Origin of the sequence: Veillonella sp. 3891 (assembly GCF_003992315.1) — a bacterium.
Classification (GTDB): Bacteria; Bacillota; Negativicutes; order Veillonellales; family Veillonellaceae; genus F0422.
In genome coordinates this window covers 50,943-71,691 of sequence record NZ_RQVE01000010.1, presented here as the reverse complement: position 1 = coordinate 71,691, position 20,749 = coordinate 50,943, and the positions used below count along the sequence as shown (strand labels likewise).

Sequence of the window (20,749 nt, the reverse complement as noted above, 5' to 3'; positions counted from 1 at the left end):
TTACACCTCGTTTGCATAAATCTCCCGTAAGATAGAAATTTCTTTTGCATATCCATCTAACTCATTTGGTGTTTCTAAATAAAATGGTAGATGACGTAATTTTGGGTGGGTAATAAAGTTAGCAATGGCCTCAATACCAATATGCCCTTCTCCAATTTTTTCATGACGATCTTTATGTGCGCCTCTAGGATTTTTGGAGTCGTTCAAATGCACCGCATGGATTCTATCCAAGCCTACAAAATGATCAAACTCCTCCAGCACACCATCTAAATTTTCAATGATATCGTATCCACCTTCATGAATATGACAAGTATCCACACAAACACCAATGTATTCTTTGTGTTTTACTCCATCAATAATACGTGCTAACTCTTCAAAATTACGACCTACTTCCGTACCTTTCCCTGCCATAGCTTCTAATAGAACGGTAGTTTTCATACCTGGAAAAATCACTTCATTTAACATGTCTACGATATATTCGATACCTTGGTCCACACCTTGTTTCACATGGCTACCTGGATGAAAGTTATATAAATGTCCTGGCAAATATTCCAATCGCTCTAAATCTTCACGCATAGAATTTTTTGCAAATTCACGGAGTCCTGGATCTGCGGCGCAAGCATTTAATGTGTATGGCGCATGTCCTAATAATTTACCAAATTGATGCTCTTTTAGGAATGCATCTAAGGCTTTCATATCTGCTTCGTCAAAGGCACGTGCCTTACCACCACGAGGATTTCTCGTAAAATATTGAAATGTATTGGCACCAATAGACAGTGCCTCTTTTCCCATATGTAAATATCCTTTGCTAATGGATAAATGACATCCAATTGTTAATTGACTCATGTATAACTCCTTATTACTAATATTCTGTATAATTAACTCTAATCTCTACCATATTGTAAACTGTGTTCTTATTAACTTCTATCTCTACAAAGCATTTCCTGTACTAGCACACCTACATGGTTTCATCTTTATGACACACTATTCTACTAGTAAGTATATCATGAGCCAATAAGACTTATATAGATATAAAAATAAGGGATAATTGTTTATTATAAGCAATTATCCCTTATTGAGCTGTTTCTAATCTAAGACTAGACGGTTTCCATTACTAATTAATGTGAGCTTTTACGCAAACATTCTGGACAAATGCCTTCAAAAGACACATGAAGTCCTGTAATTTCATATTCACTGTGGCGTGCCACTTCTTCTCTTAGACAATTGACTTGTACATCATGTAAATCGTTAATGCGATTACACATTGTACAACGTACGTGCGGATGATTTCTTGTATCCCAATCATATCGGCTACAATCATCGCCCAAGTCTAAGACACGAACTATACCAATGCGTTCAAAAATCTCCATCGTTTTATATACAGTTGCCAAGCTCATACTTGGATGGTCTTCCCGTAAACTTTGGTAGATCATTTCCGCAGTGGGATGGTTGTTTTCTGCGTAAAGAACATTATAAATAGCAATACGCTGTGGCGTTACTTTATAACCTTCTTCTCGCAATTTTTGTGCAATATCCATAACGCACATCCTTTCCACTTGGAAGCAAAACTGTGAGATTAAAACACTGTAACTCTATTAATATTATATCAGAAAGTTCATTCCCAAACAATAATCAGAATTCGTTAATTTTAAATATCGTCTCTTGACAAAATTAATCTTTAAAATATGGTTTGAAACCGCTACCTTGATGTTTTTGTTGTTTTTGTCCATCACGGGAACGGCGTTCTCCGCTATTGGAACGTTGATTACGGTCACGACTAGAGCGTCTTCTATCTCCATCACGGCGGTCATCACGACGTCGACCATCTCTACGACGATCGTCACGGCGACGGCCATCACGACGTCCACCGTCACGTCGACGACGCACGCGAAGTGGCGCTTCTTCTGTGATGCTTACCGGTGTTGTGTCTGGCTCTTTTGTCAACAATTTCAAAGCAGCCGCTAATAAAGTAACAGAATCGATATCATTCAACAATTCTTCTGCACTAGAACGATAGCTTGCTAATTCTTCACGATTATCTGCTAAAGCAATTAACTTCTCTACTGCAATTTTTTGTTGTCCTTCTAATACTTCACCCAAGGATGGAGCTTTACGACGAGCAATCTTACGTTTTGTCAAACGTTCAATGGCATGTAAATGCTCAATTTCACGAGGGATAACAAATGTCATCGCTACGCCTGCTTTACCAGCACGACCAGTACGACCTACACGGTGTACATAGCTTTCAGGATCTTGTGGTAAATCATAGTTATATACATGTGTGACGCCGCTAATATCTAATCCACGAGCCGCTACGTCTGTCGCTACTAAGATATCGATAGTACCTTCACGGAATTGACGAATCACAGAGTCACGTTTTTGTTGGGACAAATCACCATGAATGCCTTCTGCCATGTAACCACGTTTTTTCAACGCTTCTGTTACTTCGTCTACACGGCGTTTTGTACGACCGAAGACAATTGCCAATTCTGGAGCTTGGATATCTAGCAAACGGCACAATACATCAAATTTTTGACGATCTTGTACTTCGATATAGTATTGCTCGATTAAATCCATTGTGACTTGTGTCGGTTTCATACGGATTAATGTTGGCTCTGTTAAATATGTTTCCGCTAATTCTTGGATTGCTTTTGGCATGGTAGCAGAGAACAATAATGTTTGACGTTCTTCTGGAACAGCTGTCAAAATTTTATTGATGTCATCTACGAAGCCCATGTTTAACATTTCATCTGCTTCATCCAAAATGACAACTTTTACATGGTCAAAAAAAATAGATTTACGTTCCATGTGGTCCATCAAACGACCAGGTGTTGCTACAATCACTTGTGGATGTTTTTTCAACATACGGAATTGACGCCCAATATCTTGTCCACCATAAATTGGCAAAGCTTGAATATTTGTATGTTGCGCCATTTTATTTAATTCTTCCGCCACTTGGATGGCTAACTCACGAGTCGGCGAAAGAATTAATACTTGTGGATCTTGGATCGTTGGATCCACTTGCTCCAACGCTGGGATACCAAAAGCAGCTGTTTTACCAGTACCAGTTTGTGCTTGACCAATCATGTCTTGACCAGACTTCGCCACTGGAATCGCTTCACGTTGAATCGGTGTAGGCTCTTCAAACCCCATGTCGTTTAAAGCTCGTAAAATGGGTTCGCTAATGTGTAAATCTTCAAATTTAATTTGCATATATAAAAGGGTCCTCCTTTAAAATCTTGTATATGTATCATGCGAATTAGTATATTATAACACAATTGAGATGTCCTTGTATACGAGAGTATGATAGAAATCGATAACTTTCAATGTAGTATGTGCTATCTTCTCCCTATTGTACTCCCTAGTATTTCATGGTATACTTTAACGGTATACATGCGCCTATAGCTCAGGGGATAGAGCGCCGGTCTCCGGAACCGGGTGCGCAGGTTCGATTCCTGCTAGGCGCACCATTGATATGACTGGATTCTCATAGTTGTTGAGAATCCATTTTTTGCATTTGAGCCCAATTTTGAGCCCAATTTGAATTTCCATAAAAACCGAACCCCCCAATGTTATATCTAATTCAGATACTATTGGGGGCTTATTACATTATCTTTTTTCTTATAATTGCTCTTTGATCAGATCTAATAAGGCATCACAGCTACGGCTTATATCATCATAGGTTTCGTCAAAATTTCCCGTATACCAAGGGTCCTTTACGTCTCGACTTTCTCCAACAAAGGCCATAGCCTTATACACCTTATGGTCAACATCATCATCGATAATGAGACGCAAGTTTCGTGCATTATTTTCATCCATAATAATGAGGTAATCAAAATTACGATAATCATCCATCGTCACTTGTCGGGCCTTGCGACGAGTATAAGGAATATCCATTTCATCTAATTTTTGTTTAGTTCCATAATGGGTATCGTTTCCTATCTCCTCACGAGATGTAGCTGCGGACTCAATATAAATAGAATTCGTTAAACCCGCCTTGTTAACGATATACTTCATATAAAACTCTGCCATCGTAGAGCGACAAATATTACCGTGACAGATGAATAAGACTTTTATCATACTGACCTCCTTACATACTAATAGTCCTTACAGCATACGCTATAAGGACTATTAGTGCAAGATGTAATTAGAAGTTATGTCGTACTCCCGCATCAATACGCCATGTATTGTCTATAGTAGCACCAAAATTTTTAGTGAATGTACCATATACATATGTACTTGGACGAACGCTCCAGGAGCCCCCAATTTCAGCATCAAGCCATGTATCTTTCAAATCAAGTTCTGTATGTACCGTTGGATTACCTGGTGCGGAATATGTCGTATTGACCTTACTAGAGAATTCATGAGCCAATGCGAGTTTTGCAAAGATGTTGGATGTTTCTGTTTCTCTGCCAATGCCAAATCCCAATCGACCTACTGCAGAGTTAACAGCATCAGCTTTCACATGCATAGATCCACCATTAACAATATTAGCATCATAGGATACGCCGTTCAAACGACCTACAATCAATTCTACACTAGGATCCATGTAGAAACCATGTTGTTTCTTAATACGTTTACCGTATTCAACACTGAAAGAGGTACCAAATGTATGATAATCACCATTCAATTGTTGTTTCTCTTCGAGGTAAAATTTGTAATTATTGGACAAGCGGTTTACACGAGCAATGACATCTAAGTAACTTCCATCATCATGTTGCTTGGTACCATATAATCCAATACCACTGATTTTACTGTCTCCATTACCAATACCATAAGAGTTGCTAGAGGTACTGTAATGTAGAGCGCCACCTAGAGTCCAACCATTGGATACCTTATGATCATACCCAATTTGTACACCATTATATCTCATATGAGCATCGGTACCCTCTGTCATTTTAGATTCGCCTCCGATGTATTTGGCCCATACACCATCATTCGTAGTAGCCAAACGAAGATCCCCTAAACGACGTTGTAAATCGTTCGTAGTATCACTCCAAGCCATCGCTGTAGAGACAAGAGCAGATTTCGTACTATTTACTACCGAAGATTCACTAGCATGTGTTACAGTCGCCATATCAGCAACAACAAGATTACCTTGTGCATCAAATGCATTTGTACCAAGTTCAATCATAGCAGCCGGTCTTGTAATACCTTCATTAACTTGAACGGCAGCAGCTAGTTTCTTATCATTCCCAGTATATTGTAATTTAGTGGCTAACGATTTCATTTCTGCACGATAACTTGCATCATCAGTCAAATTCTTAGCACTATCACCTTGTACAGTGATGTGGCTATGATCAGCAGCATGTTGGATAATGATTTGTCCATTGCCAGCTTCGCTCGCTGGCACACCTGTTTTATAATTAGCATTTACAAAACCGCTATAGTTTTGAATCGTAATAGGACGAGCATCGATAGGATGAATCATACCTGCTGCAGTTGGATTTGCACCACCTACAAGATTACGAACTTTACTGCCTTTATATAAGTACGCTGCATCATCTCCTGATGGACGTGGTTTTCTTGGTGTAGGTCGTTCCTTACCAATCCATTCATTATTCCAAGTAGCACCATTTTGTAAATATATATCGGCACCAGAATTATGCGGATTTTTATTACTTTCAGCATATTCATTTAACACAGCACCAGTAAGACTAGAGTTAGAGGTTGTAAAAGCTAGTCCGATATTTGCTGGCGCTTCATTAAGATTTGGATTCTCACCATAATCTTTATTAATTAACCCCACATTACCAACAGCTACTAAATCCTTCATACCTGGGTGTTTACCATCGGTACCTGCATTCACATATACATCGCCCTCCTCTGCCACAACAGAATAGGTATCTGATGTTTTAAGAGGATAGGTTATAATACGACCACCGCCATCAACGATAATATGGCCTCGGTGATTTGCTTGCAATCCTACCCCCACAGCGTCAATATCTACATTGCCTTTCACATGAATATTGCTATCACCATAGTCTCTGTCAGGATTATCGTTATGATGTGGCACCTTACCACCAAGACCAGCATAGACAGCACTCATATAATAATGCCCCAAATCTTTTTTATCTGCTGGTGCATCATTTTTTAATCGTACAATAAGATCTTTATCTATAGTCAATTGAGATCCAAATACAGTATAAATCCCTGTTACATTTTTAGATTTACCTGTGTCCATTAAGCTTTTACCATGTACATTTACGGTTAACGTATCTTCTATATGTTTAACCGCAGGTTCCGTTTGCTTTTGATCGCCCAACGATAAACCAATTAAGTTTTCTGCTTTATCACTATACTTAGTAATATCTGTAGCCATTACGGAATAAGCCATTCCTGTTACTACTAATGCAGCCATTACTGCTGATACATGACGTGTAATTTTCATAAAGACCTCCACAACCAACAATAGATATCAATAATAGATATCAATAAATTACCATCATTATACATTGTTATTTGTACTTCGTACATACTTATATACCTATAAATACGCTATTATGCATACTTTATATAGTAAAGCATTATTATGTTAATTAGTTATAATTGATAAAATTATCATAAATACTGAAACTCTAAAACACTATGTAGAGATACAACCCCCAATAATCATATCACTGGATTCTCAGCCTTTTTAAGAATCCATTTTTACATTTGCTTCTAATTTTGAGCCCAATTTGAATTTTTTCTTGCCAAACTTAAATAAAAGGAGTATACTAAACGCAATTATTGAAAGAAAGGAGTCACTACAATGATGAACCAAATCAATCTAGCTACAACAAATGCAAATACATTTTATTGGTTCTTTATCCACACTGCGGGTAAAGGACTATTTGAGCTACACTAATTTAGGTATCATCACTGAGTGGCTTTAAATAGTGATAAGGGCTACCCGTACTAGGTATAGGCGGGTAGCCCTTTTTGTATATCTTCCTATACCACCACTCACGAATACCTACACACATACGATTTAATTTAGGAGGACATTATGATTATTCGATTACATACTACAGCAACAGAAACACAAATTACAGAATTACGTCAACAATTAGAGGCCACTGGCGTTACATTACATCCAGTACATGGAGAGCAACAAGATATCATCGGTTTAATCGGTGATACATCTCGTGTAGACTTACGTGCCATTGAATCTCTTCCTTACGTAGAAAAGGTAATGCGTATCCAAGAGCCTTTCAAAAAAGCAAATCGTAAATTCCACCCACAAGACACAGTAGTCACTGTAGGTGATGCTAAAATTGGTGGCGGTCACTTCGCTATCATCGCAGGCCCTTGCTCTGTAGAAACACCAGAACAAGTCATCGAAGTAGCGAAAGCCGTGAAAGCTGCCGGTGCTGGCATTCTTCGTGGTGGTGCTTTCAAACCTCGTACATCTCCTTACTCTTTCCAAGGCATGGGACCAAGTGGCTTAGCGTTACTAGAAGAGGCAAAAAAGGAAACTGGTCTACCGATTGTGTCAGAAGTGATGGATATCTCCCAATTGGAATACTTCGACAATGTAGATATGCTACAAATCGGCGCTCGTAATATGCAAAACTTCAACCTTTTAAAAGAAGTAGGTAAATTACGTAAACCAATCTTATTAAAACGTGGTCTATGCGCTACTTACGAAGAATGGTTAATGGCTGCGGAATACATCATGAGCGAAGGGAATGAGCAAATCGTCCTTTGCGAGCGCGGTATCCGCACATTTGAAACACGTACACGTAATACATTAGATGTAACCGCTATTCCAATGATGCACGAGTTGTCCCACTTGCCAATCATCATGGACCCTAGCCATGCAGCTGGCATGAGCCGTGTAGTTCCATCTTTATCCTTAGCCTCTGTTGGTGGCGGCGCTGATGGTTTAATGATTGAAGTGCACAACAATCCTGAAAAAGCATTATGCGATGGTCCACAATCCTTACGTCCAGATCAATTTGTCACTTTGGCTAGCCAAGTGTTCACTCTTCGTGATGCATTAGGTCATAAATAGGTTACACCTATGGATACGATTCATATTCAAGCCTCCACTGATTACGATGTGATTATCGAACGAAATAGCTTACCTCGCATAGCTGAGTTCTTGCAAGCTATCAAACCAGCTTGTTCCGTCATGATTGTCACTGACGACAATGTGGGCCCTCTCTATGCATCTACAGTTTCTAAATCTCTAGAAACAGCTGGCTACACCGTTCATACCTACACATTCCCTCATGGTGAAAGTGAAAAGAACGGGCATCGTCTCATGGACCTTATGGAAACATTAGGACAAGCAAAGCTAACTCGTAAAGACCTAATCATCGCCTTAGGTGGTGGCGTCGTCGGCGACCTTGCGGGGTTCGCTGCTGCTACCTTTTTACGGGGTATCGATTATGTACAAATACCTACATCCTTGTTGGCGGCTGTGGATTCCTCTGTAGGCGGTAAAACAGCGGTTAACCTAGACTGCGGTAAAAATTTATGGGGCGCTTTCAAACAACCCATCCTTGTCCTCTGCGATCCAGAAACACTGTCTACCTTACCAAAGGAAGAATGGATTAATGGATGTGGTGAAATCATTAAATACGGTTTCTTAGGACATCCCGAGTTGTTGGATCAACTTCGTGAACGACCACTGTTACAACATCCGAAAGATGTAGATACTATCATCACTCAATGTGTGCGTATCAAAGCTTATGTAGTAGAAGTCGATGAAAAGGAAAGTGGTCTTCGTGCGACCTTGAACTTAGGTCACACCTTTGGCCATGGCATCGAACATGGTAGTGCTTTCACCATCCCTCACGGTAATGCGGTGGCATTAGGATTACTCATTATGGCAAGAGGCGCCGTAGCCCACGAAGAACTAGACCCTACCATTATTGCTTGTATTGAACAGTTGCTAATAGCCCATGAATTACCCACCTCAACGACGATTTCAAGAGATCTTATCTTAGAAGAAGCCAGTCATGACAAAAAAGCTTCTGGTTCTTCCATTACCATCGTGGTTCCTACGGGTTATGGCACATCGGTGCTAAAAAAAGTGAAGTTCGAGGAACTCGCCGCATACTGCATTTTATAAGTATCGTAACTAATATTCCATAGTAAATACATACTGTAATACTAATTACTTTTTATAGTTGTGGTTTTAATTATCACATTGTATTAAGATGCCCAAATAGAAGAAAGGACTCCTATGCAACATGTTTCTAATGTGCCCTTATCCGGCACAATCCCATCCATACCCGCTAAGGCCCACGCCCATCGGGCACTCATTGCAGCTGCCCTTGCTGCGAGTCCTAGCACCATTTTAATTTCCCACTCTTCTAAGGACATTGATGCTACCATGGATTCTTTACGTGCTTTGGGTGCCACCATCACCTATGAACATGGTGTGGCTCATGTAACACCTAATCCTGCGCCTAGTATAGGTCAAGTATTGCCCCACGAATCAGGCACGACCTTACGCTTACTTTTACCAGTGTCCGCCTCTATTTGCGACACTGTGAAAGTCGATGCCAAAGGGCGTTTACCAGAACGACCACTAGAACCATTGCTGAGCGAAATGAAAGACCATGGCGTGTCCTTTTCTCAAGACGCACCCCCTTTCACTATGACTGGTCGCCTACAAGGTGGTACCTTCTCCATGACAGGGACCGTAAGTTCTCAATTCTTTTCCGGTCTTCTTTTAGCGGCACCACAGTTAGGACACACCACCGTGAATTGCACAAGTCCCTTACAATCGAAAGACTATGTGACATTAACCATAGAAACCATGAAAAACTTTGGTGTACACGTAATAGAAGGCTCCACCGAGGACGGGCATCCAAGTTTTACTATTGAAGAAAACCAACATTTTCACGGCAATGAGCAATACCCCATTGAAGGAGATTGGTCTAATGGCGCTATTTGGTTGGTAGCTGCCGCTATGACAGGTCAATCTATCTCTGTCACAGGATTGCGACCTGATTCTGTACAAGCAGATAAACGGATTCTTTCCATTTTAGAAAGTGCTGGTGTTACTTGTATTTGGAATGGTACTACTGTCACGGTTACTGGCAAAGCACATCAGCCAATCCATGTGAATTTAGAACAAATGCCAGATCTATTACCGATTCTATCTAGCTTAGCTTGCTCCATAGAAGGCGAATCTTCTTTCATCAATGGGGCACGCCTGCGGTTAAAAGAATCGGACCGTTTAGAAGCGGTAGCACAGTTAGTTCGTGATTCTGGCGATACTGTTCGCATGGAAGGAGATAGTCTATATATTACGGGAACAGGCACTCTTACGGGAGGCACTGTAAACTGTGTAAACGACCATCGTCTCGTCATGGCTGGTGCATTAAATGCACTCATCGCAACTTCCCCGATGATTTTGAAAGACAGCGAAGCCATCAGCAAGTCGTACCCTCATTTCTTTACAGATTGGAAATTGTTAGGCGGCAAAACTCATAGAATATAAAAGTTGTAGATAATTTGCTATCACATGACAAACAATACATCTTCTAACTAATCTATTATCGAAAAGCGTATGTTATATATTTTAATTTTTTATGCGATTTTCTTAATCATCACATGTTACTATGGTAGAATTCGTATCTATTAGCATGTAAATAGTAACCATTACACTGTATCTATCACACAAAAAGGAGTAATTATGGCATCCTATTTCGGTCGTACTGTGAGAGTTTCCACCTTCGGAGCCTCTCATGGTCAAGCTATTGGCGGAGTTGTAGACGGACTTCCTTGCGGTTTTCCGGTCAACCTAGAAGCTTTGCAAGCCTTCCTAAACCGACGGGCTCCAGGGCAGCATCAATTACAAACACAACGAAAAGAAGCAGATATCCCTGAGTTTCAAGCAGGTATTGTAGAAGGCAGATTGAGCGGGTCTCCTTTGGCTTTTACGATTCAAAATACATCTCAACGAAGTGGCGATTACAATAATCTACGAGATATACCACGCCCATCCCATGCGGATTACACCGCTCGCATGCGCTATGGCGAGTATGTGGATATGCGTGGAGGCGGTCATTTCTCTGCTCGTATTACCGCCCCTGTATGCGTAGCTGGTGGCATTGCCATACAACTGTTGGAATCCATCGGCATTCATGTACGAGCGCACTTAGCACAAGTGGGTACCGTCCAAGATGCACAGGTCGATTATACGAATCCACCCATGAACAAGCTTGCTAGTATCAGCACAGAAGTGGTTCCTATGCTAGACCGTGTGCAACGCCATACAGCAGAGCAACTCGTATTGGAGTTAAAAACATCCGGCGATTCCACTGGTGGCATTGTAGAAGTATTTGCCACCGGTTTACCGGTTGGCATGGGGAATCCCAATTATGACGGCATTGAAAATCGCTTAGGCGCCACACTCTTTGGTATGCCTGCGGTGAAAGGTATTTCCTTCGGCTCTGGTTTCCCTGGCTGTGCCTCCCGTGGAAGTGAGCAAAACGATCCTTTCATCATCACCGATGAAGGTATTCGTACAGAGAAGAATAACAGCGGTGGCATCCAGGGCGGTATCACCAATGGTATGCCTCTTGTCATGCAGGTGGGTATCAAACCGACACCGTCTATTTATCATAATCAACACTCTGTGTCCCTCAGTAACCACAGTGCGGAAGTGTTACAAATTCAAGGTCGCCATGACCCTTGCGTAGCGCTCCGTGCCGTACCTGTGGTAGAAGCCTTGACAGCTCTTGTCCTCTTAGATTTTGTATTGGAACATAACCCACATGCATTCCGTCATTTCAGTCATCGTACGTTGGAGGTGTAAATGTTTGGATTATTAGGCCGCACCTTGGGCCACACTTATTCCCCCATGATTCACAGTGCTTTAGGGAATCCACAATATACTATCTTTGAAGTAGAACCAGAGGATGTACAATCCTTTTTGCAACGTCCTGATTTGCAAGGTTTGAACATTACCATTCCTTACAAAGTAGATGCCATGCACGCTTGCGACCATCTTAGCGACCTTGCGAAAGCCATCGGTTGCGTTAACACCATGGTGCGTCAAGCAGATGGAACCTGGTATGGCACGAATACCGACTATGACGGATTCTTAGCCACCCTCGCTTGGGCTCACATTGACGTCACAGACAAACATTGTGTCATCCTTGGGGACGGCGCTTCCTCTCAAACGGTTCACGTCGCCTTAGACCGATTGGGGGCTAAATCTATTACTCATATCAGTCGTCATGCAGAACCTACCTATGAAAGTATCCACCACTTTCACGAAACAACACAGATTATTATTAACTGTACACCTGTAGGCATGTATCCGCACTGTCCGAATCAAAGTATTCAGTTAGCACCGTTTAAGCGCTTAGAGGGCGTTATCGACTTGGTGTACAATCCCCATCGTACAGGAATTTTGTTAGAGGCGGAAAACCTCGGCATTCCTCATGTGAATGGACTCATCTTCTTGTTAGCTCAAGCCATTGCGGCGAGCACTTTATTTTTACATCGTACCTATGATGAAAGTATTCTTTCAGACCTATACAAGCAATTCCGCCGAGACCAAGAAAACATTGTTCTTGTCGGCATGCCTGGGTCTGGTAAAACTACCATCGGTGAAGCATTAGCAACACTAACAGAACGAACACTTGTCGACATAGACCATCGCATTACCGAGGAAGTCGGTTCCATTAGTGAGTATATTTTGACTCACGGTGAACCTGCATTCCGTGCTATAGAGTCCAAGATTATCGGAGATGTAGGCAAACAAAATGGGCTCATCATCTCTACAGGTGGCGGTGCTGTTACTATACAAAAAAACTATGCACCCTTAAGACAAAATGGACGTATCTATGAAATCTATCGTCCTTTAGAAGAATTAGATACCGCAGGACGTGTTCTTTCCTCGGGTGGTATAGAACGATTGCAACAATTGTACACAGAACGAGCTCCTCTGTATGAAAAATTCCGACAAGTACAAGTTGAAAATATGGGAACACCTGAAAACGTGGCTCAACGTATTCTAGAGGACTTACATAATCATCTGGTATAATTTGCTATCCATATCTATACTGTATTAGTTTCTTCCTATAATTCTCATCAATAGAGCCATTCAAGCTTGCTTACTATTAGATAGTTTTCATAAAACTATCTGCATCCTATCACATTAAATGTATACCATCATCTCTAGCCTTGAAAAACAACATATACATGTATGTGAATATGTTTTTAAGTATACTTGAAAATATTACATATAGTTTTCGGCTTTCATAGGTGTTTCTTAGAGTCCCGTGAAAGCCTTTTTACCGCCTAACCATACTATTATTTTACTAGTAGATAATTGACATTCTATAGAAAATAGTTTACTATTATCAAATATAAAAGTTTATATTGCATTAAGGAGGTTTTACTATGACGGACTCGCAACAAGAGTTAAAGCGTGGTCTTAAAAATCGCCACGTTCAATTATTAGCCATCGGTGGTGCCATCGGCACAGGTTTATTCCTTGGCTCTGGGCGATCTATTAGTTTAGCGGGCCCCTCTATCCTCCTCACGTATCTGATTACAGGTATTATCTGTTTCTTTATGATGCGTGCCTTAGGAGAGTTATTGCTTTCCAATTTAGATCACCATTCTTTCATTGACTTTGTAGAAGAATATTTAGGTGATCGAGCTGCCTTCATCACAGGTTGGACCTATTGGTTCTGTTGGCTTTCACTAGCTATGGCAGACTTAACTGCGGTAGGCTTGTACATGCAATACTGGATCCCTTGGATGCCCCAATGGATTCCAGCCCTCGTTGTACTGGCAGTCTTACTAATTATGAATTTAACAGCCGTAAAACATTTTGGTGAAATGGAGTTCTGGTTCGCATTAATAAAAGTTATTGCCATCGTATCACTCATCATCATTGGTCTTATTATGATCCTTACAGGATTCACTACCAATGCGGGGGCAGCGGCCTTTGCGAATCTTTGGAATTACGGCGGTTGGTTCCCAAATGGGGCGATGGGCTTCATCCTGTCTTTCCAGATGGTAGTATTTGCTTTCACAGGTATTGAATTGGTAGGTCTTACAGCTGGGGAAACAGAAAATCCAAAAAAAGTTATCCCTATGGCTATCAACAATATTCCATTGCGAATCATTCTATTCTATATCGGATCCCTTGCCATCATCATGAGTATTTACCCATGGATTGCAGTAGACCCAAATTCTAGCCCCTTCGTGGCTGTATTTAATGCAGTGGGCATCCTGGCTGCTGCGAGCATCGTAAACTTCGTTGTTCTAACATCCGCAGCCTCTGCTACAAACTCGGGCATCTTCTCCACGAGCCGTATGATTTACGCATTATCCAAACGTGGACATGCGCCGAGCCGAATGAAACGCTTGACGAACCATGCCGTACCGTATCAGGCAACACTATTCTCCGCTGCGGCCTTACTATTTACCGTAGTCTTGAACTATGTCATGCCTGAAAGCGTATTCATCATGATTACATCCATCTCCACATTCTGCTTTATCTATATTTGGGCCATCATCGTCGTATGCCATCTGAAATATCGTAAACAGCAACCAGAGTTGGCGAAACAGTCTACCTTTAAAATGCCATTGTACCCATTCATGAACTACCTGATCCTAGCGTTCTTCGTATTCATCTTAGTGGTACTAGCATTACAAAGCGACACACGCATCGCCCTCATGTTTACACCATTCTGGTTTATTCTACTATGGGCATTCTACTCCATGTTAGGACCTAGCGAAGACGACGAAACAACAACAAAATAAATAAAAAGGTGTGACCATACGTCACACCTTTATCTTTTCCACAAAATGTGGTATACTATACGTAACAAAAAGAAGGGCCACCAACGTGTCGAAGGCGTTAGGCTCATCTCTGGAATATTGGAAATGAATTTAGCCTAACGTGTTGAGGTCTGCCAACCTCTTTGCGTTAGGCTTTTTCATTAATTATTTCAAGATTATTTGAACAAATCAATGATTTGTACTAATAAGTCTAAAATTAAAATCGTTAAATAGATTTTTTCAAACTTTGTCATAGTACCACCTCCTCCTATATTTAGGAAGAGACGAGCCCAACTCACGTTGGTGATCCTTCTATATTTTCATTATAGCATAAAATATACAAAACGTTATCTTTTAAAAGATATTTTTCAGAAAATAGACAATCTATCCATAAGAAATGCAGCACCAGCGTAGAATATCTTGTGGCGCCCTTATTGACTAAATCAAACAACACCAAAAACGAGCAACATATTCCGGAGCAACCCTAACCACTGTATCAGTTTGTGGAGGAATATGTTGCTCGTTTCCTTTGCTATATAAATAAGCACCACAAGATTTCATAACAAAACAAGTAACGCCCAAGTGTGGATGAGTTCTTTCCGTAGGGCATCAAAATCAATCTATGGAAGAAACGAGCAACCCATCATTTAGTATGCTATTAAGGATGGCGCCCTTGTGGCGTTTTTTATTACCCAAATGACACAAACACAAGAAGAGCACGGTGTGCCCCGAACAAACATTATGAAATACCGTTTGTGAGAGGTATACCGTGCTCTTCCCTTTGCTAGCTTAAATCCCGTACGCCACAGACTTCATAGAGAAACAAGCATCCATTCTCTCCTCGGCGCCCCACCTGTGAATGAGTTCTTTCCGTGAGGCATCAAAAATTAATCTATGCAAGAAACGAACAACCCATTATTTAGAGATCCTATTAAGGATGGTGCCCTTGTGGCATTTTTTATTACCCAAATGACACAAATACAAGAAGAGCACGACATATTCCGAAGCAAACCTAACCACTGTATCAGTTTGCGTAGGAATGTGTCGTGCTCTTTTCTTTATACTATTTACGCAAAACGCCACAAACTACATAGAATTACAAGTATCCATTCTCTCCTCGGCGCTCCACCTGTGGATGAGTTCTTTCTGTGAGGCATCAAAATTAATCTATGCAAAAAACGAGCAACATATTCCGGAGCAAACCTACCGTAGGATCAGTTTGTGGAGGAATGTGTTGCTCGTTTCCCCTAGCGTAAATTCCGCCGAAAGAACTCATACACAGCAAGCGCCGCTTTTTTGTTCATTCCCTCAACGTTCTCCAGTTCATGTAACTCCGCTACACGCATGGCATCTAAGTTTCCAAAATGCTTATACAGTGCTTTTCTTCGTTTCGGCCCTATGCCCTCTACATGATCTAGAACAGATTCTAAATTCCGCTTTCCACGTAATCTACGATGATAGGTGATGGCAAATCGATGCGCTTCATCACGAATTTGCTGTAGTAATTGTAATTCTGGTGTATGGTGTTCCAGAATAATACTTTCCGATTCTCCTTCTATGAATACTTCTTCGATTCGTTTTGCCAAAGATATGACGGGAACATCGGTCACACCCATAGCCCGGATGACTGGTAACGCTGCATTTAATTGTCCTTTACCACCATCGATGATAATCAAATCTGGCATAGGCCAATCTTTTTCATTGCCATAGCGGCGTTCCATAATTTCCGCCATAGAGGCAAAGTCATCCGGCTTCCCTTGTACTGTTTTCAGCTTGAATCGGCGATACTCTCGTTTCGCTGGCTTTCCACCTTCAAAGACGACCATGGATGCCACCGTTTCTGCCCCCTGCATATGGGAAATATCGTAACATTCCATGCGCTCTGGCAATCGTGGTAAGTCTAGCACTTCCGCTAATTTTTTAACAGCACCACCGGACTTATCGAGAGTGTATTGCCACTGGCGACGGCGTTCTGCCAAGAAATTCTGCGCATTTTCCTCTGCCATCTTGATGAGGTCTTTTTTATAGCCTCGTTGTGGCACAGATACTTCTACTTGTTGCCCTTTCATAGAGGTGAACCATTCGCTAAACAGTTCACGGTCCACACTATCCATGGGCAATAGCAATTCTTTAGGAATGAATGTAGATCCTCCATAATACTGTTTAATGAACTCCGTCATCACCAGATCTGGACCATCCCCTTCATGTTGAACAAAGTAATTTTCTCGTCCCAACAGCCTACCACTGCGAATAAAAAACAGTTGAATACACGCCATAGGACCATCGATGGCCATGCCTAGTACATCCATATCACCTCGCTGTGTGACCATGCGCTGCTTTTCTTGTACTTTTTGGATACTCAACAAGTCATCACGATACTTAGCAGCTAGTTCAAACTCCAAATCTTCTGAAGCTTGCTCCATCTTGGACGTAATCTCTTGGATGACCTTAACTTGTTTCCCTTCAAAAAGAGCTACAATATCATCGATGTATTTACGATAGGATTCTACCGTTACATACTTCATACAAGGCCCTTCACAATAGTGCATATGATATTGCAAACAAGGTCTTTCTACTTTCATACTTTTACAAGTGCGCAGTGGATAGTAAGAACGCAAAATACGCAGCACATGGTGCACTGCTGTCACATCTGTGAAAGGTCCAAAATACTTCGCACCATCTCGTTCTAAACGACGAGTCATAAAGAGGCGTGGAAAATCCTCTTGCACAGTGACTTTCACATAAGGATATGTCTTGTCATCGCGAAGCATAATATTGTATTTCGGATGATGTTCCTTAATTAATGTTGCCTCTAGGATAAGCGCTTCCATTTCCGTTTTCGTTTGGATTGTTTCCACATCCCAAGCACGGCGCATCATGGCGGTCACTTTCACAGAACGATTCACATCTTGTTGCACATAGGACCTCACTCGATTGCGCAGGTTGATAGCCTTCCCTACGTAGATGATTCGCTGGTACTTGTCACGCCATAAATATACTCCAGGCGTGGTCGGCAGATGACTGACCTTTTCAAGTATATACGCTTGCTGTTCCGCATCCCCCATCATCATGTCTTGTTGACGAGATAGCTTAAAGTTTACTTCTTCTGCTTGCAATTGTCTATCAATAGGATTCATGGTGTGTCCTCAGTAGGCAACGGATGTTGTTCCATATAATTCCTAGTTTTCTCTAACACGGGGCCTAAGAATTTACCAGTGTAACTTTCAGGTAAAGCAGCAATCTCCTCAGGGGTGCCAGTGCCCACAATGGTACCGCCTCGGAAACCGCCTTCTGGACCTAAGTCAATAATATGATCCGCCGTTTTAATGACATCTAAATTATGCTCGATGACCACTACTGTATCCCCACCATCGGTAAGTTTTTGCAACACCTCTAGCAATTTACGAATATCTTCCACATGAAGGCCCGTAGTCGGTTCATCTAGGATATATAAGGTTTTTCCCGTGCTGCGACGAGCCAGTTCAGTAGCTAACTTCACACGTTGCGCTTCACCACCAGATAAAGTCGTCGCCGCTTGGCCTAAGCGAATATATCCTAAACCCACTTCTTGCAAGGTTACCAATTTACGGTGAATTTTTGGGATCGCACTAAAGAAGTCTACCGCTTCATCCACAACCATATCCAATACATCGGCAATGCTTTTCCCTTTGTATTTCACTTCCATGGTCTCTCGGTTATATCGAGTTCCTTTACATACTTCACACGGTACATATACATCTGGCAAGAAATGCATTTCAATTTTGATGATACCATCCCCACGGCACGCCTCACAGCGACCGCCTTTGACGTTAAAGCTGAATCGCCCCGCTTTATAGCCACGGATCTTCGCTTCATTTGTTTGGCTATACAGCTCGCGGATCGCATCGAATACACCTGTGTAGGTGGCTGGATTCGAGCGTGGTGTTCGACCAATGGGACTTTGGTCTATATTAATAATTTTATCCACATACTCTAAACCGCGAATCTCCTTATGGGCTCCTACCTTATGATGACTTCTGTAAAGTGCATTAGCTACACCTTTATATAAAATCTCATTAATTAGTGTGGATTTACCAGACCCACTGACTCCTGTCACAACAGTGAACAATCCGATAGGGAACTTCACATTCACTTGTTTCAAGTTGTTCTCTTTAGCACCACGGATTTCTAAGCAAGCTTTCGTAGGTTTTCTTCGTTCATTTGGTAATGGAATATATTTTTGACCACTTAAGTATTGACCGGTAATGGATTCTTTTACAGCCATTACCTCTGGCACTGTACCTTGCGCCACGATTTGACCACCATGTTCACCGGCGGCTGGTCCAATATCTACCAAATAATCCGCCGCTAGCATCGTATCTTCATCGTGTTCTACCACGAGTAAGGTATTGCCTAAGTCGCGCAAGCCTTTCAGTGTTTCAATTAACCGATCATTATCTCGTTGATGCAGACCAATAGATGGTTCATCTAAAATATATAAAACCCCAACGAGGCCCGAACCAATTTGTGTAGCCAACCGAATGCGCTGTGCTTCCCCACCAGATAAGGTACCAGCACTACGATTCATCGTCAAATAATCTAAGCCTACATTATTCAGGAATCCTAAACGAGCATTGATTTCCTTTAAAATTTGAGCACCAATGAAAGCCTCTCGTTCCGTCAACTGTAGATTACCAAAATAGTTCACCGCTTCACTAATTGTTAGCTGTGTCACTTCATCTATATTTTTATCCCCTACACGGATGGCAAGGGATTCCGGTTTCAAACGGGCTCCCTTACAAGCTGTACATGGTTTAATAGACATATAGGATTCAAACTCTTCTCGCATGCTATCTGTAGTGGCCTCTGCATGACGACGTTTCACCATTGGCAAAATGCCTTCATATTCGGTGTGGAATGTTTTGACCTCACCACGCATATTTTCATAATCGAAGGTCACTTTCTCAGTGCTACCATACATGACTTCTTTTTGTAAGGCTGTAGGTAGTTCCGAAAAATTAGCATCTAATGTATACCCATGAACTTTCAACAAGCCCTCTAATTGGCGCATGAACCACGCATTCGGATTGGAGCTTAAAGGCGCTACGGCACCATCTGCAAAGGATACGGTCGGATCAGGAATCACTCGATCCTCATCTACCTCCATAGTGCTACCTAGACCCAAACAGGATGGACAGGCACCAAATGGACTGTTAAAAGAAAACATACGAGGTTCAATTTCCGGCAAAGAAATATGTCCATTCGGACATGTAAAATGAACACTAAATTGGTGAGCCGGTCCATCTACCTCTTGGATAATGACAAAACCTTCTCCATGATGTATAGCCGTTTCTAAAGAGTCCGTCAAACGACTTTCTAATCCTTCTTTTATAACAAGACGGTCCACGACGATTTCAATGGTATGTTTTTTATTTTTATCTAAGGAAATTTCTTCCTCAAAAGTATGTATCTCTCCATTGATGCGAACACGAGCAAAGCCATTTTTACGAATTTGTTCCAACACTTTTTCATGGCGCCCTTTTTTACCTCGTACCACGGGAGCCATGACCATAATTTTAGTGCGTTCTGGCAATTTCATAACCAAATCTGTAATTTGCTCAATCGTCTGTTGGGCAATCTCTTCTCCACAAGTAGGGCAGTACGCACGACCGATACGGGCAAATAATAATCGCAAATAGTCATAAATTTCTGTCACTGTTCCCACCGTAGAACGAGGGTTGCGGCTCGTTGTCTTTTGGTCGATGGATATAGCCGGTGAAAGCCCTTCAATGTAATCTACATCAGGTTTATCCATTTGCCCTAAGAACTGACGAGCATAAGCAGACAAGGACTCTACATATCTGCGTTGTCCTTCTGCATAAATCGTATCAAAGGCTAGGGATGACTTACCGGACCCACTTAAGCCTGTTAATACGATGAATTGATTTCTTGGTAGAGCCACGTCAATGTTCTTCAAATTATGCTGACGGGCTCCTTTTATAATTAATTGATCTTTCAA

The 20,749-nt window shown here is 41.5% G+C and carries 13 protein-coding genes and 1 tRNA gene; 7 read left to right on the top strand and 7 right to left on the bottom strand.

Going from position 1 to position 20,749, the window contains the following annotated elements:
- The 3 genes from EO118_RS06365 to EO118_RS06355 all read right to left on the bottom strand — a co-directional run bounded on the left by EO118_RS06365 (window position 1) and on the right by EO118_RS06355 (window position 3,213).
- Window positions 1-846 carry a deoxyribonuclease IV gene (locus tag EO118_RS06365; RefSeq protein ID WP_127069156.1) on the bottom strand — a complete coding sequence of 282 codons (846 nt, stop codon included), beginning with the start codon at window positions 844-846 and terminating at the stop codon, window positions 1-3.
- Between the two features lie 272 nt (window positions 847-1,118).
- Entirely contained in the window at window positions 1,119-1,538 is a 420-nt protein-coding gene (locus tag EO118_RS06360) for a Fur family transcriptional regulator (RefSeq protein WP_062401787.1), read from the bottom strand.
- Between the two features lie 133 nt (window positions 1,539-1,671).
- Entirely contained in the window at window positions 1,672-3,213 is a 1,542-nt protein-coding gene (locus EO118_RS06355) for a DEAD/DEAH box helicase (RefSeq protein WP_127069155.1), read from the bottom strand.
- A gap of 182 nt (window positions 3,214-3,395) precedes the next feature.
- Here EO118_RS06355 and EO118_RS06350 point away from each other — a divergent pair.
- A tRNA-Arg gene (locus tag EO118_RS06350) sits at window positions 3,396-3,470 on the top strand.
- 151 nt (window positions 3,471-3,621) lie between these two features.
- On the opposite strand, the gene EO118_RS06345 is transcribed toward EO118_RS06350, so the two are convergent.
- Window positions 3,622-4,080: a low molecular weight protein-tyrosine-phosphatase gene (locus tag EO118_RS06345; protein ID WP_127069154.1), complete on the bottom strand. Its 459-nt coding sequence runs from the start codon at window positions 4,078-4,080 to the stop codon at window positions 3,622-3,624.
- A gap of 67 nt (window positions 4,081-4,147) precedes the next feature.
- Window positions 4,148-6,391 (bottom strand): autotransporter outer membrane beta-barrel domain-containing protein, encoded by a 2,244-nt coding sequence (locus tag EO118_RS06340; protein WP_127069153.1) that lies wholly within the window; start codon window positions 6,389-6,391, stop codon window positions 4,148-4,150.
- A 600-nt stretch (window positions 6,392-6,991) separates the two neighbouring features.
- Between EO118_RS06340 and aroF the strand changes: the two genes are divergently transcribed.
- From aroF to EO118_RS06310, 6 genes are all read left to right on the top strand, one after another.
- A complete protein-coding gene (gene aroF, locus EO118_RS06335; RefSeq protein ID WP_127069152.1) occupies window positions 6,992-7,999 on the top strand; it encodes a 3-deoxy-7-phosphoheptulonate synthase in 1,008 nt (335 codons plus the stop codon).
- Between the two features lie 9 nt (window positions 8,000-8,008).
- A complete protein-coding gene (gene aroB, locus EO118_RS06330; protein WP_127069151.1) occupies window positions 8,009-9,064 on the top strand; it encodes a 3-dehydroquinate synthase in 1,056 nt (351 codons plus the stop codon).
- Between the two features lie 114 nt (window positions 9,065-9,178).
- Complete coding sequence (gene aroA, locus EO118_RS06325) at window positions 9,179-10,444, top strand: 3-phosphoshikimate 1-carboxyvinyltransferase (protein ID WP_127069150.1); 1,266 nt, start codon at window positions 9,179-9,181, stop codon at window positions 10,442-10,444.
- Between the two features lie 195 nt (window positions 10,445-10,639).
- Complete coding sequence (gene aroC / locus EO118_RS06320) at window positions 10,640-11,764, top strand: chorismate synthase (protein WP_127069149.1); 1,125 nt, start codon at window positions 10,640-10,642, stop codon at window positions 11,762-11,764.
- Window positions 11,765-13,000, top strand: coding sequence for a shikimate kinase (locus EO118_RS06315; RefSeq protein WP_127069148.1), 1,236 nt, complete (start codon window positions 11,765-11,767; stop codon window positions 12,998-13,000). It abuts the gene before it with no gap.
- Window positions 13,001-13,359: 359 nt separating this feature from the next.
- Window positions 13,360-14,733: an amino acid permease gene (locus EO118_RS06310; protein WP_127069147.1), complete on the top strand. Its 1,374-nt coding sequence runs from the start codon at window positions 13,360-13,362 to the stop codon at window positions 14,731-14,733.
- 1,265 nt (window positions 14,734-15,998) lie between these two features.
- On the opposite strand, the gene uvrC is transcribed toward EO118_RS06310, so the two are convergent.
- Window positions 15,999-17,816 (bottom strand): excinuclease ABC subunit UvrC, encoded by a 1,818-nt coding sequence (gene uvrC, locus EO118_RS06305; RefSeq protein ID WP_127069166.1) that lies wholly within the window; start codon window positions 17,814-17,816, stop codon window positions 15,999-16,001.
- 68 nt (window positions 17,817-17,884) lie between these two features.
- A complete protein-coding gene (gene uvrA, locus EO118_RS06300) occupies window positions 17,885-20,749 on the bottom strand; it encodes an excinuclease ABC subunit UvrA (protein WP_127069146.1) in 2,865 nt (954 codons plus the stop codon).

Coding starts and splice junctions, on each gene's coding strand:
- aroC (WP_127069149.1), top strand. CDS start 10,640: ATGGCATCCTATTTCGGTCGTACTGTGAGAGTTTCCACCTTCGGAGCC.
- EO118_RS06355 (WP_127069155.1), bottom strand. CDS start 3,213: ATGCAAATTAAATTTGAAGATTTACACATTAGCGAACCCATTTTACGA.
- aroB (WP_127069151.1), top strand. CDS start 8,009: ATGGATACGATTCATATTCAAGCCTCCACTGATTACGATGTGATTATC.
- EO118_RS06315 (WP_127069148.1), top strand. CDS start 11,765: ATGTTTGGATTATTAGGCCGCACCTTGGGCCACACTTATTCCCCCATG.
- EO118_RS06310 (WP_127069147.1), top strand. CDS start 13,360: ATGACGGACTCGCAACAAGAGTTAAAGCGTGGTCTTAAAAATCGCCAC.
- EO118_RS06365 (WP_127069156.1), bottom strand. CDS start 846: ATGAGTCAATTAACAATTGGATGTCATTTATCCATTAGCAAAGGATAT.
- aroA (WP_127069150.1), top strand. CDS start 9,179: ATGCAACATGTTTCTAATGTGCCCTTATCCGGCACAATCCCATCCATA.
- EO118_RS06345 (WP_127069154.1), bottom strand. CDS start 4,080: ATGATAAAAGTCTTATTCATCTGTCACGGTAATATTTGTCGCTCTACG.
- EO118_RS06340 (WP_127069153.1), bottom strand. CDS start 6,391: ATGAAAATTACACGTCATGTATCAGCAGTAATGGCTGCATTAGTAGTA.
- aroF (WP_127069152.1), top strand. CDS start 6,992: ATGATTATTCGATTACATACTACAGCAACAGAAACACAAATTACAGAA.
- EO118_RS06360 (WP_062401787.1), bottom strand. CDS start 1,538: ATGGATATTGCACAAAAATTGCGAGAAGAAGGTTATAAAGTAACGCCA.
- uvrC (WP_127069166.1), bottom strand. CDS start 17,816: ATGGGGGATGCGGAACAGCAAGCGTATATACTTGAAAAGGTCAGTCAT.